The following is a 19,775-nucleotide window of genomic DNA, read 5'->3' on the forward strand; positions in this document are numbered from 1 at the left end:
GTCAGGACGTCTTTTCCTTGGTGGTTTCCGGGCGGGACGCCCATTCGGTCCAGGAGCCGTCATAGACGGCAGGTTCGGGCAGGCCGGCGCGCACCATTCCGAAGGCGAGCACGCAGGCGGTGACGCCCGAGCCGCAGGAGGTGACGACAGGCTTGCCGCCCGTCGCGCCCGCCGCGGCAAACAGCGCGCGCAGCGCGGCCGGGTCCTTCGCACGGCCGTCGGGGCCGGCGATCTCGCTGACCGGAACATTGGCCGCGCCCGGCATGTGGCCGGATGGCAGGCCCGCGCGCGGTTCCGGCGCGTTGCCGTCGAAACGGCCCTTGGCGCGGGCATCGATGATCAGCGCCGAGCCATCGGCGACGATCCGCTTCACATCGCCGATGCCCTTCAGCATGCCGGCGCGGAAATCGGGAACGAAGGTCGCGGGCGCGGGCGGAGTTGCCTCGCCGGTCGCGATCGTGCGGCCTTCCTTCTTCCAGGCCGGCAGCCCGCCATCCAGCACGGCGACCTTGTCGTGTCCGAACAGGCGCATCATCCACCAGCCGCGCGGCGAACCGCGCAGCCCGTGCTGGTCGTAGAACACCACGCGCTTGTCGTTGGACACGCCGAGCGCGCCCACCATCCGCGCGAACTTCGCCGGCGTCGGCACCATGTGCGGCAGGTCGGTCTCGTCATCGGCGATCTTGTCGATGTCGAACAGCAGCGCGCCAGGGATATGCGCGTCGCGGAACGCGTCCTTCTTGTTGCCCGGTTCACCCGGCAGGAAGGTCGAGCAGTCGAACACCACCAGATCCGGCTTGCCGAGTTCCCCGGCCAGCCATTCGGTGGAAACCAACATATCCATGCGTTTCACTCCCCGGCGAGAACCAGCGTCACGCGCCTGTTCGCCTTGCCCTTGTTCTCGATCTTGATGACGTCGATGCGCCCAATCTCCCCGGTGGCGCGCACATGGGTGCCGCCGCAGGGCTGCAGGTCAACGGGCGTGTCCTCTGGCCCGATGCGCACCAGCCGCACGCGGCCCGACCCGCGCGGCGGCTGCACGGACAGCGTGCGCACCAGCGAGGGATTGGCATCCAGTTCCGCATCACTGATCCAGCGTTCCGTCACGGCGTGGTCGGCCGCGATCAGCGCGTTGATCCGCTCGGTCAGGCTTTCCTTGGTCGGCGGTTCCGGCAGGTCGAAGTCGAGCCGCGCCTTCTCCACCGCGATCTGCCCGCCGGTGACGCCGGCACCTGGGATGAGGCTGCACAGAAGGTGCATCGCGGTGTGCAGGCGCATGAAGGTGTGGCGACGATCCCAGTCGAGCCGCGCCGTCACCTCGGCACCCGGTTCCGGCAGCGCCGCGCCGGTGGCGGGTACATGCAGCACCGTGTCGTCGGGACCCTTCAGCGCCTCGCCGACCGCCATTTCCCCGCCCGCCCAGCGCAGCATTCCGGCATCGCCCGGCTGGCCGCCGGCGCGGGCATAGAAGACGGTACGATCTAGCACGACGCCCTCGGGCGAGGCGGCGACGACGCGCGCCGTGATCTCCCGCGCATAGGCATCGTCGCGATAGGCGAGTTCGGTCGGCATTCAGTCCTTCCAATCCTTCAGCAGCGCCGCACGACGGCGGGCGAACTGCGCGAGGCACAGCGCACCGGTCGCATTGGCGATGCGGTTGTCGTCCAGCATGGCGATGGCCTGCTCGGCGTCCAGCACCAGCACGCGAATGTCCTCATGCTCGCTATGCAGGCCGTGGTGTCCGGCGTGACCCGGTTCTGGCAGGCGGGTGCGGGCGAGGAACAGCGTGATCACCTCGTCGCAGCCGCCCTGGCTGAGGATGAAGCGCCCGAGCGGCTCCATCCGGTCGGCGGCGAGACCCGTTTCCTCAGCGAGTTCGCGGCGCGCGGCATCGATCGGGTCCTCGCCATCTTCCAGCAACCCGGCGGCGCATTCGGCCATCACGGGGTCGAGCCCGGCGGCCAGCGCGGGCAGGCGGAACTGTTCGATCAGCGCGACACGGTCGGACCAGGGGTCCCAGGGCAGGATCGCCACCGCCCCGCCGCGGCGCCACAGCTCCCAGGTCTGCAGCCCGCCTTCCGTGCCGTCGAAGCGGCGGCGGCGAAAGCGGACGCGCTGCAGCGGAAAGCGTCCGTCCCAGACTACCTCGTCCGAGAGAACCGTCAGGCCGGGATGGGCGGGAATGGGCTTCGCCTTGGGAGGTCTGGCGCTCATGCGGCGCGAAACCTACCCTTGGCCGCCCGGCCCGTCCATGCACCGGGGGCGGCGGGAAGGGAGCGTCAGGCAGGATGGTTCAGGGCGGCAGCGCGGCGCGGCTTGGCGCCGAAGGCGAGGGGTCGCCCGATCAGCAGGCGCGCGCACGGGCGCGGCGGCGCGGCATCATCGTGCTGCTCGGCGCCTGCCTGGCCTTCGCGCTTTCCGCTGCCTGCGCCAAGGCGATCGGTGGCCGCATCCCCGTCGCGGAAGTGATCCTGTTCCGCAACGCCTTCGCGCTGCCCGCGCTGCTGCCGGTGGTGCTGGCGAGCGGCGGTATCGCCGCGCTCGCCACGCGCAACCCGATGAGCCATGCGGCGCGCACGGTGTTCGGCATGATGGGGATGATCGGCGCCTTCTACGGATACGTTCACCTGCCGATCGCGACGGTCACGGCGCTCGGCTTCACCATGCCGCTGTTCCTCACGGTGCTGTCGGTGCCCCTGCTGAACGAGCGTGTGGGCTGGCGCCGCGGCCTTGCGGTGCTGGTCGGTTTCCTCGGCGTCGTGCTGATGGTCCGCCCGGGCGGCGAGGGAATGCGCGGGGAGGGGCTGGCGGTCACGCTCTGCCTGCTCGGCGCCGTCGGCTGGGCGCTGGCGATGATCACCATCCGCCGGATGGGCGAGGCAGGCGAAAGTTCCGTCGCCATCGTCTTCTGGTTCGCCGTAGGGGCCGCGGTGCTGGCGGGGATCGCGGCGGTGCCGGTCTGGGTCTGGCCCACGCCGGTGGAATGGGTGCTGCTGGCGGGGATCGGGCTGATCTCGGCGCTGGCGCAGGTGCTGATGACCAGCGCCTACCGCACCGGGGAGACGACGCTGCTCGCGCCCTTCGAGTATTCGGGCATCGTCTGGACCACCGCGCTTGGCGCCTTCATCTGGGCGGAACTGCCCGATGCGTGGGACTTCCTGGGCATGGCGGTGCTGGTGGCGGCGGGGATCTATATCTGGCACCGGGAGGTGGCGCTGGGGGTCAAGCGGTGACCCCCTTCGCGGTCACAGGGCCTTCCTGAACCACACCCGGGCATGCCCCGCTGGCATGCCGTCCAGCCGGCCGAATTCCGCATACCCGTTGCTCTCCCAGAAATGCGGCGCCTGGAAGGAGAAGGTGTCGGTATAGGCGTTGGTGCAGCCGCGATCCCGCGCGATCGCCTCGGCGCGCTTCAGCAATTCGCCGCCGTAGCCCTGGCTGCGCATCTCCTGGCTCAACCACAGCCAGTCGATGAACAGCCAGCCCCAGAAGGTCAGGCCGAGCAACCCGCCGAGCGTCTTGCCCTCGGCATCCTGGACCAGCAGCGTCACCGGCTCGCGGTCATAGGGGCCGCCCATCGCCTGGTTGAACTGATGCAGGCCCCGTTGGATCGCGCCCACCGCCTCGAATTCCGGTGCGGCGTCCTCGACGATGGCGATGCCTTCGCGCAGTGCCGTGCTCATGCGTCGAAGCGCCCGCAGGTGGCGACGGTCGCCGTCGCCAATCCAATAGCCAAGTTCACCGAGACACCTTTCCGTATCATGTCGAGCACCGCCGCTGCCGGGCGGCCGCCGGCACGGTACCAATCCAACGCCAGGGCAGCGGCGCGACGACGGCGATATGGTGGCCATCGCAAGGCCGGCCCCTTGCAGCCGATGCACGTAGCAGATGCCGCCGCCGAAGCCCCGGTGTCGGCCGAACAGCATCGGCCACCCGGACCGCGGCGTCTGGCACGTGGGTTACATTGGATAGCGTGGCCATCTCAGCCCCGCTGTTTCGCCGCGAGGGCAGCGGCGAGCGCCCGCGCCTCGGCCGCCGCGGGGCCTTTCGGCGCCGCTTCCACCGCGCCGAGCCCCGCCATGAAGGCCTGCGCGAAAGCGGTCCGGTTGCCCAGCGTGGGGTCGAGCAGCGGCAGGCCGCGTTCCTGAATCATCGCGGTGACCTGTTCACGCAGCTTGCCCGCCGCAGGCACCCGGTTGAGCACCAGCGCCACCGGCCGCCCTTCCTTCCTGGCGAGGTCGAGCGTGCCATCCATCGACCACACATCGGCGGCCGAAGGCTGCAGCGGCACGAGCACGAGGTCGGCCGAGCGGATCGCCACGCGCGCATCCGTGTCGTCATGCGGCGCGGTGTCCAGCAGCACGACATCCTGGTCGCGGCGCAGCCGGTCCAGCACGGCGGGGACACGCCAGCCGGACGGGGCCTCGAAATGCAGCGGGCGCGCCTTGGGGGAATTGCCGCGCAGCGCGTCCCAGCGTTGCAGCGAATGCTGCGGATCGATGTCGAGCAACGCCACGCGCCGGCCTTCCTCGGCGAAGGCGGTGGCGAGATTGGCGGCGATGGTGGATTTCCCCGCACCGCCCTTGCGCTGCGCGACGGCTATGACGAAGGCCATGCGCGACTCCTGATGTTGCACGAAGCATAGCAGGTCGGGCCTTGCCGCCATCGGGCAGATGCCTTGTTTCGCGGCAGGCGCGCGGGGATGCTCGCCCGATGGAACCTGATGCCGGCCCGCTCGCGCTGCTGACACCCGAGGAAATGGGCCGCGCCGATGCCGCGGCGATCGCCCGTGGCATACCCGGCGAGGGGCTGATGGAGGCGGCCGGGCGCGCCGTCACGCGCGCCGCGATGCGCCGCTTCCGGCCCTGCCGGACGCTCGTGCTGGCCGGGCCGGGCAACAATGGCGGGGATGGCTATGTCGCCGCGCGCCTGCTGGAACAGGCGGGCTGGCCGGTGGCCGTCGCGGCGCTGGCACCGCCGCGGGCGGGCAGCGATGCCGCGGCGGTCGCGGGGCGCTGGCGCGGGCCCATGCTGCCCTTCGCGCCGGCCGAGGCGGCCCGCGCGGGGCTGGTCATCGATGCCGTGTTCGGTGCCGGCCTCGCGCGGCCGGTCGAGGGGCTGGTGGCGGAGACCCTTGCCGCCGCCGGCGGGCCGGTGCTGGCGGTCGATGTGCCCTCCGGCCTCGACGGCGCGACCGGGCAGGTGCGGGGCTATGCGCCGCAGGCGGCGCTGACGGTCACCTTCTTCCGCCTGAAGCCGGGGCACCTGCTGATGCCGGGCCGTGACTTGTGCGGGGAGTTGCTGCTCGCCGATATCGGCCTGCCGGCCGCCGTGCTGGGCGACATCGGCCCGCGCTGCTGGGAAGACGCGCCCGGCCTGTGGCGGCTGCCCCTGCATGGCGCCTCGGCGCACAAATACAGCCGGGGCCACGTCACCATCCTGGCCGGGGCGGGCATGACCGGCGCGGCGCGCCTGGCGGCGGCCGGCGCGCGACGCGGCGGGGCAGGGCTGGTGACGCTGCTCGCGCCGGATCGCGCGACCGGCGACGTGCTGCGCGGCGGCGATCCCGGCGTCATCGTCAGCGAGGCGCCGATCGCGGCGCTGCTGGACGATCCGCGGCGCGCGGTTTGGGTGATCGGACCGGGGCTGCCCGTGGATGATGCGGCGCTCGATGCGCTGGCCACGGCGCTGGCGGCGGGGCGTCAGGTGGTGGCCGATGCCGGGGTGCTGGCCGCCGCGGCGGGCCGGCCGGAGCGCCTGCGCGGCAGCGCGGTGTTGACCCCGCATGAGGGGGAGTTCGCGCGCCTGTTCGGCACGCCGGGCGGCGACCGGCTGGGGGCGGCGCGACGCGCCGCGGCGCTGACCCGGGCGGTGGTGCTGCTGAAGGGACCGGACACCGTCATCGCCGCCCCGGACGGGCGCGTGGCGATCAACCGGCACGCACCAGCCTGGCTCGCGACCGGCGGGACGGGGGACGTGCTGGCGGGACTCGTGGCGGCGCTGCTCGCCGGCGGCATGCCGCCATTCGAGGCCGCGGCCGCCGCGGCCTGGTTGCATGGCGATGCCGGTTTTCGCTGTGGATACGGGCTATTGGCGGAAGATCTTCCAGCGCAACTTCCATTATCGCTTGCAAGTGCCGTGTCGCGGCGACCACAGGGTTGAACGCGATGCGTGTATGTGGCGGCGCGGGCTTGCGCCATGCGGGTCACGAATGCGTGAATCAACTAAACGCGACAAGATATGGGTGGTAACGCAACCGTGTGCCTACAAGATGCTGCGTTAGCGCGAATTGGGCGATAAAAACGGACAGAGCGTTGAATTTTCTAATTCTTTAGAGGTAGGCTGGAGGCATCCAGGGGATGGCGAGGGTATCATGAGCAACAGCCTTGTTTCCGTGCTCCACCATGAGGAGCGGTCGATCGTCGCGGAGCTTCGCGCGTCGAAGCCGTTCCAGCGGCTCGAGGCCATTCGGCGGCTGCTTGCGCTGTATGATGTGCAGCCTTCGGTTGCGGCCGGGCTGGACATGCCCGTGACCGGCGAACCGGACCGCGCGGGCGGCGAGGTGATCCATTTCGCCACCGCCCCGGCCCCTGCTCCGGCCCCGGTCTATACGCCGCCCCCGATGGCCGCCCCGGCGTCGGCAGCGGCGCAGCCCGCCCCGGTCGCCTCCGCCATTCCGCTGCCCGGCCCCGCGGCCGCGGCCGCGCCGGCCGGTGCCACCCAGGTTGCCGCCATCGCGGAGGCCGCCGTGGCCGATGTGGTGATGCGCAGCCCGGCGACGGCGGCTTCCGCCCAGGTCGTGGCCTCGGGTGTGGAGACCGAGGCGTCCAGCGTGGTGTCGAGCGTCCGCGCCGCGCTGCTGGGCATCGGCAAGGCCTGACCGGTCGATTGCGACGGCCGGGCCACCGGCCGGGATCTGCAAGAGGGGGCGTTGTCGCGGCCGCGGCAGCGCCCTTCATCGTTCCGGCATGGCGACTACGGCCCATGCCACGCCACTGGATTTTCAACTTGTGTTTCCGTAGGTTTCAATCCGTCGCGAACGGGGTGAGGCATGTCGGAAGTCGCTGTCCAGGCCGGATTGCTTGATCGGGCGTTGCGCCGTGTCTCATCGCTGTGGCGCGACGTGGCCTCGGTGGTCGGTGCGAATGGGGAAGCGGGGGATGTTGCCGCCCGCCTGCGCGATGCGCTTGGCGCCCGTGGTGGCGAGGTTTCGGCGCGCAACCGCGCGGCCAGCCTGGCCGAGGCCTATCGCACCCTCGATGAGGCGGGGCGGCTCGATTTCCTGAGGGCACTCGCCGCCTTCGATTCCGACCCGGCCGCCGTCGCCCGCGCCATGGAGGCAGTGGGCGCCGCCGCCGATCCGGCCGAGCGCGCCGTCGCCACCGCGCGGCTGCGCCGTGCGCTGGAACCGCCGCGCATCCAGTTGCTGACGGCCTTCGCCGCCATCCCTGACGGGGTGAAGTTCCTGGTGGACATGCGCGCCGAGCTCATCGCCCGGCGCGACGGCGACAAGCTGCTGCAGGCGCTGGAGACGGATCTCAAGGCTCTGCTCGCCGGCTGGTTCGACGTCGGCTTCCTCGAATTGCGGCGAATGGACTGGCGGTCCCCGGCGGTGCAGCTCGAACGGCTCGTGGAATATGAGGCGGTGCACCGCATCCGCGGCTGGCGTGACCTCAAGAACCGGCTGGAATCCGACCGGCGCTGCTATGCCTTCTTCCATCCGCGCATGCCAGACGAACCGCTGATCTTCGTCGAGGTGGCGCTGGTGCAGGGCATGGCCGACAGCGTGCAACGGCTGCTCGACCAGAAGGCGCCGGTGCTCGACACGGCCAAGGCGGATACCGCCGTCTTCTATTCGATCAACAACTGCCAGCGCGGGCTGGATGGGATCTCCTTCGGCAATTTCCTGATCAAGCGCGTGGTCGGGCTGCTGGCTGACGAGTTCCGCAACATCAAGGCGTTCTGCACGCTGTCGCCCATCCCGGGGTTCCGGCGCTGGCTTGATACCGTGCTGGCGGGTGACGACAGCCCGCTGACCGAGGAGGAACGCAAGACGCTGCGCGGCATCGCCGAATTGCTGCCTGAGACGGTGCCGGCCGAGGCATCGGAGGAGGCGATCCTACGTGCCCTGATCGCCCGGCGCGGCGTGCTGCGCGTTGAGGAAGCGCAGCGGGCGCTGGAACCGATCCTGGCACGGCTGTGCGCCCGCTATCTGGTGCGGGAGGATGCGCCGGGCCGGGCCGGCCGTGCGCGCGACCCGGTGGCGCATTTCCACCTATCCAACGGGGCGCGGACCGAACGGCTCAACTGGCGGGCCGATACGTCGGAGAACGGGCACCGGCAGTCGGTCGGGATGATGGTGAACTACCTCTACGATCCCGAGCGGATCGAGGAGAACCACGAGCTCTATGTGGGCGAGGGGCGACGCGCCGTCTCGACCACGCTGCGCAAGCTGGCGCGGGGGTAGCCTCCGGCCCGTCGCGCATTACCACGCCCAACTTCGGCTCGATGCACGGCATCGGGCCGGGAGCGCAAAGCGCGACCGCGCCCAGACCGTCAGCCGCGCACAACGCAACACTGCAGGGCGCGCAAGCCAAGCGCACGCACGTGCGCGCCGGCGCTTGAGGTCAAAAAAGACTCCTACTGATACCCCTGCATCATCGCCCGCACCCGCGGGTAGATCTCGTTCTGCCAGCGCTTGCCGGCGAAGACGCCGTAGTGCCCGACGCCGGTCTGCAGATGGTGGCTGCGCATCGTGGTCGGCAGGCCCGAACACAGATCGAGCGCCGCCATGGTCTGGCCGATGCCGCAGATGTCGTCCTTCTCGCCTTCCACCGTCATCAGTCCCATCCGCCGGATTGCGCGCGGCTGCACCGGGCGGCCGCGCCAAGTCAGCGCGCCGGTCGGCAGGTCGTGGGTCTGGAACACGCGCTCCACCGTCTCGAGGTAGAATTCCGCCGGCAGGTCCATCACCGCGAAATACTCGTCGTAGAAGCGGCGATGCGCCTCGGCGGCATCGAAGTCGCCGGTGGCGAGGTTGCGCCAATAGGCCTCATGGGCGGCGATGTGGCGCGCGATGTTGAGCGACATGAACGCCGTCAGCTGCGTGACGCCAGGATAGACGCGCCGCCCGGCACCGCGGCTGCCCATCGGCACGGTCGAGATCATGTGCCGCTCGAACCAGGCGATCGGCTTGCCTGCGGCAAGGCGGTTCACCCGCGTCGGGTTCTGCCGCGTGTCGATCGGCCCGGCCATCAGCGTCAGGGAACGCGGGCGGAGCGGGTCGCGGTCCTCATGCATCAGCGCCGCGGCCGCCAGCACCGCGACCGAGGGCTGGCAGACGGCGAGGACATGCACGCCCTGGCCCATGGCGCGGATGAAGGTCATCACATGCTCGACGAAGTCGTCGAAGCCGAAGTTTCCGGCCGAACGCGGCACGTCGCGGCCATTGTGCCAGTCGGTCACGTGCAGGTCGAAATCGGGCAGCAGCGTCTCGGCGGTGTTGCGCAGCAACGTCGCGAAATGGCCGGACATCGGCGCGACCAGCAGCAACGGCGGCTGGCGGACGGGCGTGTCCTTGCGGAAGCGCAGCAGCGTGCCGAAGGGGGTGGTCAGCACCGCCTCCTCCTCTACCGCCACCTCCCGGTTGCCCATGATCGTGCGGTCGAACCCGAATGCCGGGCGCGCATGCGTCGTCCGCACGCTGGAGAACAGGTCGAGGCTGGCCATCATGCGCCGCAGTGTCGGCGATCCATCGCCACCCACGCCGCGCATCATGCCCGCGAACCATTCCGCCTGGCCGCGGAACGGTGCGAGCGCCCGCGCGTGGCTGTCGTAGAACGCGTAGATCATTGTTCGAAGCCGCCCTGATGCCGAATGGCTGGCCCGCCCTTCGTGCATGGTATTAATGTTGCACCGCGAATTCGCATCGCAGCAACACCCGGTGCACGGAGCGCGGCATGGCCCAGGCGACCCTTCTGATCACCAGCCGCAACTATTCCTCCTGGTCGTTGCGCGGCTTCCTGCTGGCGCGCCTGTCGGGGTTGGATTTCGTGGCGGAGACCATCTCGCCCGATGATCCCGTGGCGCGGGAGGAGCTGCTGCTGCGTTCCTCCTCCATCCGATACCCGTGTTTGGTGCATGACGGGGTGCGGATCTGGGACGTGCTGGCGATCGCCGAGTACCTGAACGAGATTCGCCCCGGTGCTGGCATGCTGCCGGCGGAGCGTCACGCCCGCGCGCTGTGCCGCTCGATCTCGGGGGAGATGCATTCGGGCTTCGCCGCGCTGCGGTCCTCCTTGCCGATGAACCTCAAGGCGCAGCGGCCGGGCTTCGCCATCTGGTCCGGGCCGCGCGCGGACATCGAGGCGATCGAAGCCATCTGGGACGATTGCCTCGCCCGCAGTGGCGGCCCCTGGCTGTTCGGCGCGGCGCCGACCATCGCGGATGCGATGTACGCGCCGGTTGCGACGCGCTTCCGCACCTATGACGTCACGCTCGGCGCGCGGGCGGCGGCCTATGCGCGCCATGTGCTGGCCTGGCCGGACCTCGTCGAATGGACGCGCGAGGCGCTGGCCGAGCCGGAGGAGATCGCCGAACTCGAGGTCGAGTTCTGAGCAGCCACGCCCGGTCTGCCGCCGGCCCACCGCGCGCGTTCAGCCCGGCTTCGTGCCCGGTGGCCAGGGAACCGGGGAGGGGACCGCGCAGGGGCCCTCGGCGTCCTGCGTGCCGAAGTCGGCCGGTCCGACGACCTCCAGGTACTCCATGTCGGGCGAGTAGTCGTAGAGGTAGTGCACGATGCCCGGGCGCTGATGCACGCAGTCGCCCGCTTCCACCAGCGTGACCTTGTCCTCGTACATGAACTTCGCCCAGCCCTTGAGCATGAGCACGATGTGGAACTCGGCCTGGTGGGTGTGCCAGCCGGTGCCGGCTTCCGGCGCTTCGTTGGCGCGCACCAGATGGGCGATCACCCGCCCGCCTGTCGCGGCGGCGATGCCAAGGTCGCGATAGGCGAAGAAGGCCCGCAACCCATCGGTCCGCCAGGGCGTGTCGCCTTCCTTGACGTGAGAGAACAGATTCACCTGCGGTGCATCGAGCATGCCGTGGCCCTCCTGCTGGGCGCCGGGCCGGTGTGGCCTGGCGCGGTGGTGGATGCCGCCGATTGGCTCTTCCTCGATGCCGCAGTGTCGCGCCGCGTGGCTGCGGCCCGCAAGCATTTTGCGGCGTTGCACAACAAGATGGCAGGCGGCCCCGGTGCGTGACCTGCCGCACGGAAGGCAGGCCGCCGAGGGGCCATCGTCCATGGCACCGAGGCCCGCTTGGACGGACAGCCGCCATGACCGAGTTCCTGCTGATGCTTGCAACCCTGGCGGCGATCCTGCTGCGCGCGACGCACCGCCCGGCCGAGGCCCGCGCAGCGGATCCGGCCGCACCGTCGCGCCGCCGGCGGCGCTGAGCCCCCCGGCTTCTCCCAGCCCTCGGGAGACCCCATAGTCCGCTCCTGAATCCACGGGAGCGTCCGGACATGAATGTGCAGGGAAAAGCCGAGCGGTCGCCGACGCCGGACGCGGCGCGCCGCGTCGAGATCCTGCACGCCATCGAACGCAAGCTGCTGTGGCTTTCGGCCTGGATGATCCACCACGCCAACCACATCCGCCCGAACCGGGATGGGCTGAAGGTCGGCGGGCACCAGGCATCCTGCGCGTCGTCGGTGTCGATCCTCGCCGCGCTGTATTTCTCGATCCTGCGCCCGGCCGACCGTGTCGCGGTGAAGCCCCATGCCGGGCCGGTCTTCCATGCCATCAACTACCTGTTCGGCCGGCAGGAGCGGGAGAAGCTGGCCACGCTGCGCCAGTTCCACGGCATCCAGCCCTATCCGTCGCGGGTGAAGGATGGCGGGGAGGTGGATTTCTCCACCGGCTCGGTCGGGTTGGGCGTGGCGCTCGCCTCCTTCGGCTCATTGGTGCAGGACTACGTCCACCTGCACAACCTGGCGCCGGAGGGCGTCCCGCCGGGGCGCCATGTCGCCGTGGTGGGCGATGCCGAACTGGATGAGGGCAATATCTACGAGGCCCTGCTCGAAGGCTGGAAGCACGACATCCGCAATGTCTGGTGGGTGGTGGACTACAACCGCCAGTCGCTCGATTCCGTGGTGCCGGACCGGCTGTTCGGCCGCATCGAGGGCCTGTTCCGCGACATGGGCTGGAACGTCGTCACCATCAAATACGGCCGCAAGCTGGAAGCCGCCTTCGCGCGGCCGGATGGCGAGCATCTGCGCCGCTGGATCGATGATTGCCCAAACAGCCTCTACGCCGCGCTGACCTTCCAGGGCGGTGCCGCCTGGCGCTCCGCGCTGCTCGCCGAACTCGGCCGTGTCGAAGGCATCCGCGCCATCATCGACCCGCTGACCGATGATGAGCTCGCCGCGCTGATGAACAACCTCGGCGGCCACGACATCGAGACGCTGACCGAGGCCTTCCGCACCCAGGATGCCGAGGGCGACCAGCCGACCTGCTTCATCGCCTATACCGTCAAGGGCATGGGCCTGCCCTTTGCCGGTCACAAGGACAACCATTCCGGCCTGATGACCAAGGAGCAGATGGGCAGCTTCCGGGAATCGATGGCGATCCGCCCCGGCCATGAGTGGGACCTGTTCGAGGGCCTTGGGATTCCCGAAGCGGAATTGCGCGCCTTCCTCGCCTCGGTGCCCTTCGCGGAACCGTTGACGCCGACCGGCCGCAGCCTGACCTCGCCGGCGATCCATGTTCCCGCCGTCTTCGCGCCGCCGCGCGTGGGGGAGGGGCGCAAGCAATCCACCCAGGCCGCCTTCGGCGATATCCTCGCCGAGATCGGGCGTGGGCAGGGCGAATTCGCCGATCTCGCGAAGCGCATCGTCACCACCAGCCCGGATGTGACGGTGTCCACCAATCTCGGCCCCTGGGTGAACCGGCGCGGTATCTTCGACCGGCACAAGAAGAACGACGTGTTTCGCGACGCGAAGCTCGCCTCCGCGCAACGTTGGGGCATGTCGCCGGAGGGCCAGCATGTCGAACTCGGTATCGCCGAGCAGAACCTGTTCCTGGTGCTGGCGGGGCTGGGGTTGGCGGATCGGCTCTATGGCGCGCGGTTGCTGCCGATCGGCACGGTCTATGACCCCTTCGTCAATCGCGGCCTCGATGCGCTGATCTACGCCTGCTACCAGGATGCGCGGTTTCTGCTGGTTTCCACGCCATCGGGCCTGACGCTGGCGCCGGAAGGCGGGCAGCACCAATCGGTCAACACGCCGTTGATCGGCATGGCCGCCGACCGGCTCGCGAGCTTCGAGCCGGCGCATGCCGATGAACTCGCCATCCTGCTGCGCCATGCATTCGACCACATGCAGAAGCCGGATGGGTCCGCCGTGTGGTTGCGGCTGTCCACGCGCGGGCTGGAACAGCCGGCGCGCGCGCTGGACCCGGCGGCGGTGATCGCCGGGGCGCATTGGGTGGTGCCGCCGGCGGAGGGCGCGCGCATCGCCATCGCCTATCAGGGTTCGATCGCGCCCGAGGCGGCGGCCGCATTCGAGGAATTGCGGTCCGAGGAACCCGGCGCCGGGCTGCTCGCGATCACCAGCCCGGACCGGCTGCATGCGGAATGGCTCGCGGCGCGGCGCGGGGTGCGCGGCGGCGTTCGGCAGGTCTCGCATATTGAACGCATCCTGGCGCCGCTCGCGCCCGGGGCGGCGCTGGTCAGCGTGCTGGACGGGCATCCGGCCGCCCATGCCTGGATGGGCGCGGTGAAGGGCAACCGGGTGGTACCGCTCGGCGTGGACCGCTTCGGGCAGGCCGGCGACATCCCGGATCTCTACCGGGAATACGGGCTCGACAGCGACGCGATCCTTGATGCCTGCGCGGAGGCGCTGCTGGGCTGACGCCCGCCCTACCGCTCCTCTGGCGGCTTCATCCGGCCGAAGGCGCGCAGCAGGGCCAGGTCGTAAGCGATCTTCAGCACGCCGCAGAGGATGAACGGCGCCGTCGGATAGCCCATGGCAATGATGGCCCCGGCGATCGCCGGCCCGGCCGCGGAAGCGAGGCTGCGCGGCACCGCCGTGACACTGGCCGCCGCGGTGCGCTCGGCCGGGGTGACCACGGCCATGACGTAGGACGTCCGCGTCGGCACATCCATCTGCGACAGCCCCGCGCGCAGCAGCAACAGCCCCAGCGCCCACCACAGGTCCGGGGCCAGCATCGCGGCAATCAGGCAGAGGCTGGAGGGGATATGCGTGAACACCATGGTGTTCACGAGCCCGATGCGCCGCGAGAGCCAGGCCGCGACCGGGAAGGAGAAAGCGGAGAGCACGCCCGTCCAGAAGAAGAACAGCCCGGCCTGCGCCAGGGACAGGTCGAAGCGCTCGAACAGCCACAGCGCCAGCAGCGACTGCACGGCGAGCCCGCCGGCGAAGGCATCGACGCTGAACAGTGCCGCGAGGCGCAATACGATCCGGCGCGACGGCCCGAGTGGTGCGTGGGCCGCGCCAGCCACACTCGCTTCCTGCCGCGGCATGGCCCGATAGGCCGCCCAACAGGCGAGGCCGAGCGCGGCGTAGAGGAAGAAGGGCGAGCGCAGGGCCAGCGTCTCCGGCAGGCCCATCGCGCCCAGCACATCGGTCAGCCCTGCCGTCAGCGCGCCGGCAGCGGCGGCCAGTGCACCGACCAGGCTGTAGCGCGCGAAGATCGCGGTGCGGTCGGCGTCAGGTGTCGCATGGGTCAGCGCCGACTGCTCCAGCGGCGCGAAAACGCTCACGCTGCCGGCCGAGGGGTTGATCGTGCCGAACAGGGCCAGAGCGAGGATCGCCGCAAGGCCGGCCGCCATGGCGAAGCCCAGCCCCGTCGCGGCCATCAGCAGGGCGGCCGCCAGCAGCAGCCTTCGCACATCCACCCGCCCGCCCAGCATCCCGACACCGAGCGTCATCAGCGCCGAGCCGAGCAGCGCGACCGTCGCCACCGCGCCGATCTCCGCCGCACCGAAGCCGAGCGCCAGCAGAAAGGCCGGTAGCAGCACCGCGATCAGGCCGTCGCCGAAATCCCGCAGGCCGCGCGCGAGCATGATGCTGCGCATGGAACGCCGGGCGGCATTGGCGATGTCCGGCAGGGTGGCGGCCTGTCCGAAGGCTGGGGCGGATTGGTCGCTGGCGGAACTGGGCATGAGCGTCCCCCGACGGCGCGCGGCGCCGCTGCGTGACGCGATGCTCGGGCCGAAGCCTCACGGGGCGATCGCGAATGGCCCCTTGCAGACAAGGGTGGGCAGCCGGCCCGGCCAGGTCAAGCACGGCGCGCATGGCGGACGGGCATCCGGCCGCCGCAACTTTTTTCACCCACTCCTGTCGATTCAGCCCGCCCCCGTTCGTCGTAGGGTCAGGACGGCCGCTGGGGCGTCCCGCAAGCATGGAGACGGAACGATGCGCGTGATGGTGATGGTGAAGGCGACGGTGGACAGCGAGGCCGGGGCACCGCCGACGGTCGAGTTGTTCGAGGCGATGAGCAAGTTCAACGACGAGTTGGCCAAGGCCGGCGTGATGCTGGCGGGGGAGGGGCTGCAACCATCCTCCAAGGGCAAGCGCGTGGGCTTCGATGGACCGAACCGCAGCGTCATGGACGGCCCCTTCGCCGAGACGCGGGAACTCGTCGCCGGCTTCTGGCTGTGGGAGGTGCGCGACATGGCCGAGGCGGTCGAATGGGTGAAGCGCTGCCCCAACCCGATGCCCGGCCCGAGCGAGATCGAGATCCGTCCGGTCTATGAAGCCAGCGACTTCGAGGCGGCTATCGAGAAGGGCATGGCGGAGCAGTTGGATCGCCTTCGCCGCCAGACCGGCGGGAACTGACCCGTGCCGCCGCCGGGGCAGCGGGACGCCGCGGCGGCGGCGGCAGTCGAGGCGGTCTTCCGCATCGAGCGTGCGGCGCTGATCGGCGGCCTGCTGCGCCTGGTGCGGAACCTCGATGTCGCTGAGGACCTGGCGCAGGACGCGATGGCGGCGGCGCTGGCCGATTGGCCGCGCAGCGGCGTGCCGGAACGGCCTGGCGCCTGGCTGATGGAAGCGGCGAAGCGCCGCGCCATCGACCGCTTCCGCCGTGATCGCATGCTCGACCGCCGCCATGCGGAGATCGGGCGGGAGAGCGAGGCGGCGCAGGACGGGATTGTTGAGGCGCTCGACGCTGCACTGGACGACGGGATCGGCGATGAGGTGCTGACGTTGATCTTCACCGCCTGCCACCCGGTGCTGGCGCCGGATGCCCGCGCCGCGCTGACGCTGCGCCTGGTGGGCGGGCTGACAGTCGGAGAGATCGCCCGCGCCTTCCTGTCGAACGAGCCGGCGATCGCGCAGCGCATCACCCGCGCCAAGCGCAGCATCGCCGAGGCCGGTGTCACCTATGAGGTGCCGCGCGGGGCTGCGCGGACAGCGCGCCTCGCCTCGGTGCTCGAGGTGCTCTACCTGATCTTCAACGAGGGCTATGCCGCGACGGCCGGCGAGGCGCTGACGCGGCCGGACCTGTGCGCGGAAGCGTGCCGGCTCGGTCGCATCCTGGCCGCTGCGATGCCGGAGGAGCCGGAGGTCCACGGGCTTCTGGCGCTGATGGAATTGCAGGCCTCCCGCCTCGCGGCCCGGATCGGTGCCGATGGCGCGCTGGTGCCTCTGCCGGCGCAGGATCGCCGCCGTTGGGACCGCACGCGCATCCGCCACGGCCTGGTGGCAATGGCGCGGGCGGAGGCCCTGGGCGGTTCGGACGAACCCTATGCGTTACAGGCCGCGCTCGCCGCCTGCCATGCCCGCGCACCGACCGCGGAGGCGACCGACTGGCCGCGCATCGCTGGCCTGTATGACCGGCTGCTGGTGGCGATTCCGTCGCCGGTTGTGGCGCTGAACCGCGCCATTGCCTATGGCATGGCCTTCGGCGCCGCGATGGGCCTGCGGCTGCTGCGGGAGATCGAGGGGGAGGGCGCCCTGAACGGCTACGCGCCGCTGCCGGCGGCGATCGGCGATACCCTGTTCCGCCTTGGCCGCCGCGAGGAGGCGCGGGCGGCATTCATGGCGGCCGCCGGGCTGACGCGGAATGCGCGGGAACGGGATTTCCTGCGGCGCCGCGCTGCGGATTGCGGGAACCCGCCGTAGGGCCGCACGACCGGGATCATCGGCGGGCTTCGCTGCCAGACGCGCGAGCCGCTGCGTGCATCACGGAATTTCGCTCAACCAGGGCTGGCGAAGCTGTGCAACGCTTCCCGTCAGGCCGGGGGCAACCCGGCGTTCCACGCCATTGGAGGAAGTCCATGCCCACCCGCCGTATCCTGCTCGGCCTTGCCCTGGCCGGGCTGGTCGCCAGCCCGCTGGCTGCCCGCATGCCGGAAAACCGCACCGCCGCCGTGGACGCGGCCATGCGCCAATTGGTGGAAGGCAACTCCACCCCGGGGGTCCTCGCCCTCATCCTGCAGGATGGCCAGCCGATCTATCAGCGCGCGCATGGCGTGCGGGAGCCGGGCGGCAGCACGCCGATCGCCATGACGGACATGTTCCGCCTCGCCTCCATGAGCAAGGTCATCACCTCGACCGCGGCGTTGATCCTGGTCGAGGAAGGCCGGCTGAACCTCGACGATCCCGTCGCGCGGCACCTGCCTGCCTTTGCCGACCTCCGCGTCCGTCAGGCGGATGGCAGCCTCGCGGCGCCGGCGCGCGCGCCCACCATCCGCGACCTGATGACCCATACGGCGGGCTTCTCCTACAACTTCATGAACTCGCCGGGCCTGATCGCCGCCTATCGCGATGCGGGCGTGACCGACGGCCTTGGGACCACGCTGTCCTCGGAGGAGGCCGCGCGGCGGCTGGCCTCGGTGCCGCTGCGCCACCAGCCGGGCAGCGAGTTCCACTACTCCCTGGCGACGGACGTGCTGGGCTGGGTGATCGAGCGCGTCACCGGCGGCACCCTCGGCGCCTTCGTGGCCGAGCGCATCGCCCGCCCGCTCAACCTCGCCTCCTTCGGCTTCAGCGTGCCCGCGGCCCAGGCCGAGCGCTTCGTTCCGGTGACCCGGCCGGCCCAGGCGCAGCTCGCCCTGGCCCTGGGCGTGGCGCCCGTGCCGACGGCGATGGAAGTGGCTTTCCCGGCCACGGGCGGCACCGCGCTGCTTGATCCCGCGCGGGCCTGGGGCGCGTCCGGCTACCATTCCGGCGGCGGCGGCATGGTCGGCAACATCGGCGACTATGCCCGCTTCCTGACCATGCTCGCCCGTGGCGGCGAGATCGACGGCGTCCGGATCCTGCGGCCCGAGACGGCGCGCCTCGTTGGGGAGAACGCGACCGGCAACCTGGCGACGCTGCGCGGGCCGGGCTGGGGCCATGGCCTCGGTGCCGGCGTGCTGGTCGATCCGGCAGCGGCACGGTCGCGCCTGCCGGCGGGGTCGTGGGGCTGGGGCGGGATCTACGGCACCCAGTTCTGGGTGGATCCCACCAACCGGATCGTGGGCGTGGTCATGACGCAGACCGCGATCATCGGCTCCGGCCCCATCGCCAATCTGGTGCGCGAAGCCGCCTACGCCGATTGATCCGGCCTTCCGGGGCGGCTTCCGATCAAGCCGCCTTGGAAACCCGGCCGCCTTGCGCTAAACCCCGCGCCTCTCCGCTACGCGGCGCCTCCGTGGGCGGGCGTGGTGGAACTGGTAGACACGCTGGATTTAGGTTCCAGTGGCGCAAGCCGTGGGGGTTCGACTCCCTTCGCCCGCACCAAATGGCGCCGCTGGTTCTCTCTAGCCTTTTGGATGGACGTCCCTCGATGCAGGTCACCGAGCTCGCGAATGACGGGCTGAAGCGCGCCTATTCCGTCACCGTCACCGCCGCGGCCATTGCCGCCTCGCGCGACAAGCGGCTCGCCGAGATCGCCAAGACCGTCACCATGCCCGGCTTCCGGCCCGGCAAGGTGCCGATGTCGGTGGTCAAGCAGCGCTACGGCTCCGCCGTGCTGGGGGAGGTGCTGGAGCAGTCCGTCACCGACACCTCGCGCCAGGTGGTGACCGACCGCGGCCTGAAGCCGGCGATGCAGCCGAAGATCGAGCTGACGAACTTCGCCGAGGGCGCCGACCTCGAATACCGCATGGACCTCGAGGTGCTGCCCGAGGTGCCGATGCCCGATTTCAACGCCATCGAGCTGGAGCGCCTGAAGGCCGAGCCGGCGGATGAGGCGGTGGACAAGGCGCTCGCAAACATCGCCGAGCGCAACGGCGACCTCGCCGATGCCGAGCCCCGCGCGGCCGGCAAGGGCGACATCCTGGTCAGCGACTTCACTGGCCGGCTGCCCGCCGACCTGCTGAAGAACGGCCCGGGCCTCGGCGCCGTGCCGGGCAATCCGGGCAGCCTGCCGACCGGCTGGAACATCGAGAAGGTCGGGCCGCTCGATCACGAGGTCACGGCGATCGGCAGCGAGGCCGGCCGCCCCTATTTCGACCTGAAGATGACCGGCGCGCCGACCGAGAAGGCGATCCTGCGGCTGCAATTCGCCCCCGCCGATGAGCTGTCGGTGAAGGGCGGCGACACGCTGACGCTGCTGACCGCCGTGCGCGTCGCCGAAGGCGCCCTGCCGGCCGGCGCCGAGCCGAAGCTCGGCTTCAACGAGATGTATGGCGGCAACGACATCCACCAGCGCGTCGCCGCGACGATGGGCGCGGATGGCGACCGGATGACGCTGACGCTCGCCAGCGGCGACGCGCCGGTGCAGGCGCTGCCGACCTTCGTCGTCGTGTTCCCCGCCGGTGCGGTG

General features: G+C 70.6%; 18 protein-coding genes, 1 tRNA gene and 1 pseudogene. 12 read left to right on the forward strand and 8 right to left on the reverse strand.

From position 1 onward, the window contains the following. Position 1: 1 nt before the first annotated feature. From AC2YHJ_RS13085 to AC2YHJ_RS13095, 3 genes are read right to left on the reverse strand one after another with little or no spacing between them, the layout of a single operon-like run. Complete coding sequence (locus AC2YHJ_RS13085; RefSeq protein ID WP_487396503.1) at positions 2-844, reverse strand: sulfurtransferase; 843 nt, start codon at positions 842-844, stop codon at positions 2-4. A 5-nt stretch (positions 845-849) separates the two neighbouring features. Next, on the reverse strand, positions 850-1,572 hold the full coding sequence (locus AC2YHJ_RS13090; protein ID WP_487396504.1) for an alanyl-tRNA editing protein: 723 nt from the start codon (positions 1,570-1,572) through the stop codon (positions 850-852). Then, positions 1,573-2,214 carry an NUDIX domain-containing protein gene (locus tag AC2YHJ_RS13095; RefSeq protein WP_487396505.1) on the reverse strand — a complete coding sequence of 214 codons (642 nt, stop codon included), beginning with the start codon at positions 2,212-2,214 and terminating at the stop codon, positions 1,573-1,575. A gap of 74 nt (positions 2,215-2,288) precedes the next feature. On the opposite strand from AC2YHJ_RS13095, the gene AC2YHJ_RS13100 reads away from it, so the two are divergent. Then, positions 2,289-3,233, forward strand: a complete 945-nt coding sequence (locus tag AC2YHJ_RS13100) for a DMT family transporter (RefSeq protein ID WP_487396506.1) — start codon at positions 2,289-2,291, stop codon at positions 3,231-3,233. Between the two features lie 12 nt (positions 3,234-3,245). Here the strand turns inward: AC2YHJ_RS13100 and AC2YHJ_RS13105 are convergent, their stop codons facing one another. Then, positions 3,246-3,683: a GNAT family N-acetyltransferase gene (locus tag AC2YHJ_RS13105; protein WP_487396507.1), complete on the reverse strand. Its 438-nt coding sequence runs from the start codon at positions 3,681-3,683 to the stop codon at positions 3,246-3,248. A 299-nt stretch (positions 3,684-3,982) separates the two neighbouring features. After that, positions 3,983-4,615 (reverse strand): ParA family partition ATPase, encoded by a 633-nt coding sequence (gene parA, locus AC2YHJ_RS13110; protein ID WP_487396508.1) that lies wholly within the window; start codon positions 4,613-4,615, stop codon positions 3,983-3,985. 98 nt (positions 4,616-4,713) lie between these two features. Here parA and AC2YHJ_RS13115 point away from each other — a divergent pair, with 98 nt between their 5' ends. From AC2YHJ_RS13115 to AC2YHJ_RS13125, 3 genes are all read left to right on the forward strand, one after another. Further along, complete coding sequence (locus tag AC2YHJ_RS13115; RefSeq protein WP_487396509.1) at positions 4,714-6,162, forward strand: NAD(P)H-hydrate dehydratase; 1,449 nt, start codon at positions 4,714-4,716, stop codon at positions 6,160-6,162. A gap of 211 nt (positions 6,163-6,373) precedes the next feature. Further along, positions 6,374-6,880 carry a hypothetical protein gene (locus tag AC2YHJ_RS13120; protein ID WP_487396510.1) on the forward strand — a complete coding sequence of 169 codons (507 nt, stop codon included), beginning with the start codon at positions 6,374-6,376 and terminating at the stop codon, positions 6,878-6,880. 171 nt (positions 6,881-7,051) lie between these two features. Then, positions 7,052-8,467: a malonyl-CoA decarboxylase gene (locus AC2YHJ_RS13125; protein ID WP_487396511.1), complete on the forward strand. Its 1,416-nt coding sequence runs from the start codon at positions 7,052-7,054 to the stop codon at positions 8,465-8,467. A 173-nt stretch (positions 8,468-8,640) separates the two neighbouring features. On the opposite strand, the gene AC2YHJ_RS13130 is transcribed toward AC2YHJ_RS13125, so the two are convergent. Next, positions 8,641-9,852 (reverse strand): polyhydroxyalkanoate depolymerase, encoded by a 1,212-nt coding sequence (locus AC2YHJ_RS13130; protein ID WP_487396512.1) that lies wholly within the window; start codon positions 9,850-9,852, stop codon positions 8,641-8,643. 107 nt (positions 9,853-9,959) lie between these two features. Between AC2YHJ_RS13130 and AC2YHJ_RS13135 the strand changes: the two genes are divergently transcribed. Next, a complete protein-coding gene (locus AC2YHJ_RS13135; RefSeq protein ID WP_487396513.1) occupies positions 9,960-10,616 on the forward strand; it encodes a glutathione S-transferase in 657 nt (218 codons plus the stop codon). 39 nt (positions 10,617-10,655) lie between these two features. Here AC2YHJ_RS13135 and AC2YHJ_RS13140 read toward each other — a convergent pair whose 3' ends face one another. Next, positions 10,656-11,099, reverse strand: coding sequence for a cupin domain-containing protein (locus AC2YHJ_RS13140; protein WP_487396514.1), 444 nt, complete (start codon positions 11,097-11,099; stop codon positions 10,656-10,658). A gap of 3 nt (positions 11,100-11,102) precedes the next feature. Here AC2YHJ_RS13140 and AC2YHJ_RS13145 point away from each other — a divergent pair, with 3 nt between their 5' ends. Next, positions 11,103-11,261: a hypothetical protein gene (locus AC2YHJ_RS13145; protein WP_487396515.1), complete on the forward strand. Its 159-nt coding sequence runs from the start codon at positions 11,103-11,105 to the stop codon at positions 11,259-11,261. Between the two features lie 263 nt (positions 11,262-11,524). Then, the gene (locus AC2YHJ_RS13150) at positions 11,525-13,909 is read left to right on the forward strand and encodes a 1-deoxy-D-xylulose-5-phosphate synthase N-terminal domain-containing protein (RefSeq protein ID WP_487396516.1); all 2,385 of its coding nucleotides are present in this window, start codon (positions 11,525-11,527) and stop codon (positions 13,907-13,909) included. An 8-nt stretch (positions 13,910-13,917) separates the two neighbouring features. Here AC2YHJ_RS13150 and AC2YHJ_RS13155 read toward each other — a convergent pair whose 3' ends face one another. Continuing rightward, the gene (locus tag AC2YHJ_RS13155; RefSeq protein ID WP_487396517.1) at positions 13,918-15,183 is read right to left on the reverse strand and encodes an MFS transporter; all 1,266 of its coding nucleotides are present in this window, start codon (positions 15,181-15,183) and stop codon (positions 13,918-13,920) included. Between the two features lie 253 nt (positions 15,184-15,436). Between AC2YHJ_RS13155 and AC2YHJ_RS13160 the strand changes: the two genes are divergently transcribed. The 5 genes and pseudogenes from AC2YHJ_RS13160 to AC2YHJ_RS13180 all read left to right on the forward strand — a co-directional run. Next, the gene (locus tag AC2YHJ_RS13160; RefSeq protein ID WP_487396518.1) at positions 15,437-15,859 is read left to right on the forward strand and encodes a YciI family protein; all 423 of its coding nucleotides are present in this window, start codon (positions 15,437-15,439) and stop codon (positions 15,857-15,859) included. A gap of 3 nt (positions 15,860-15,862) precedes the next feature. Further along, positions 15,863-17,146 (forward strand): RNA polymerase sigma factor, encoded by a 1,284-nt coding sequence (locus tag AC2YHJ_RS13165; protein WP_487396519.1) that lies wholly within the window; start codon positions 15,863-15,865, stop codon positions 17,144-17,146. A 155-nt stretch (positions 17,147-17,301) separates the two neighbouring features. Continuing rightward, positions 17,302-18,567 carry a serine hydrolase domain-containing protein gene (locus AC2YHJ_RS13170; RefSeq protein WP_487396520.1) on the forward strand — a complete coding sequence of 422 codons (1,266 nt, stop codon included), beginning with the start codon at positions 17,302-17,304 and terminating at the stop codon, positions 18,565-18,567. Positions 18,568-18,663: 96 nt separating this feature from the next. Continuing rightward, a tRNA-Leu gene (locus AC2YHJ_RS13175) sits at positions 18,664-18,748 on the forward strand. A gap of 46 nt (positions 18,749-18,794) precedes the next feature. Beyond that, a pseudogene (locus AC2YHJ_RS13180) lies at positions 18,795-19,214 on the forward strand (trigger factor); the annotation flags it as partial. Positions 19,215-19,775: the final 561 nt, after the last annotated feature.

This window comes from Roseomonas sp. SRI_022 (assembly GCF_057586215.1).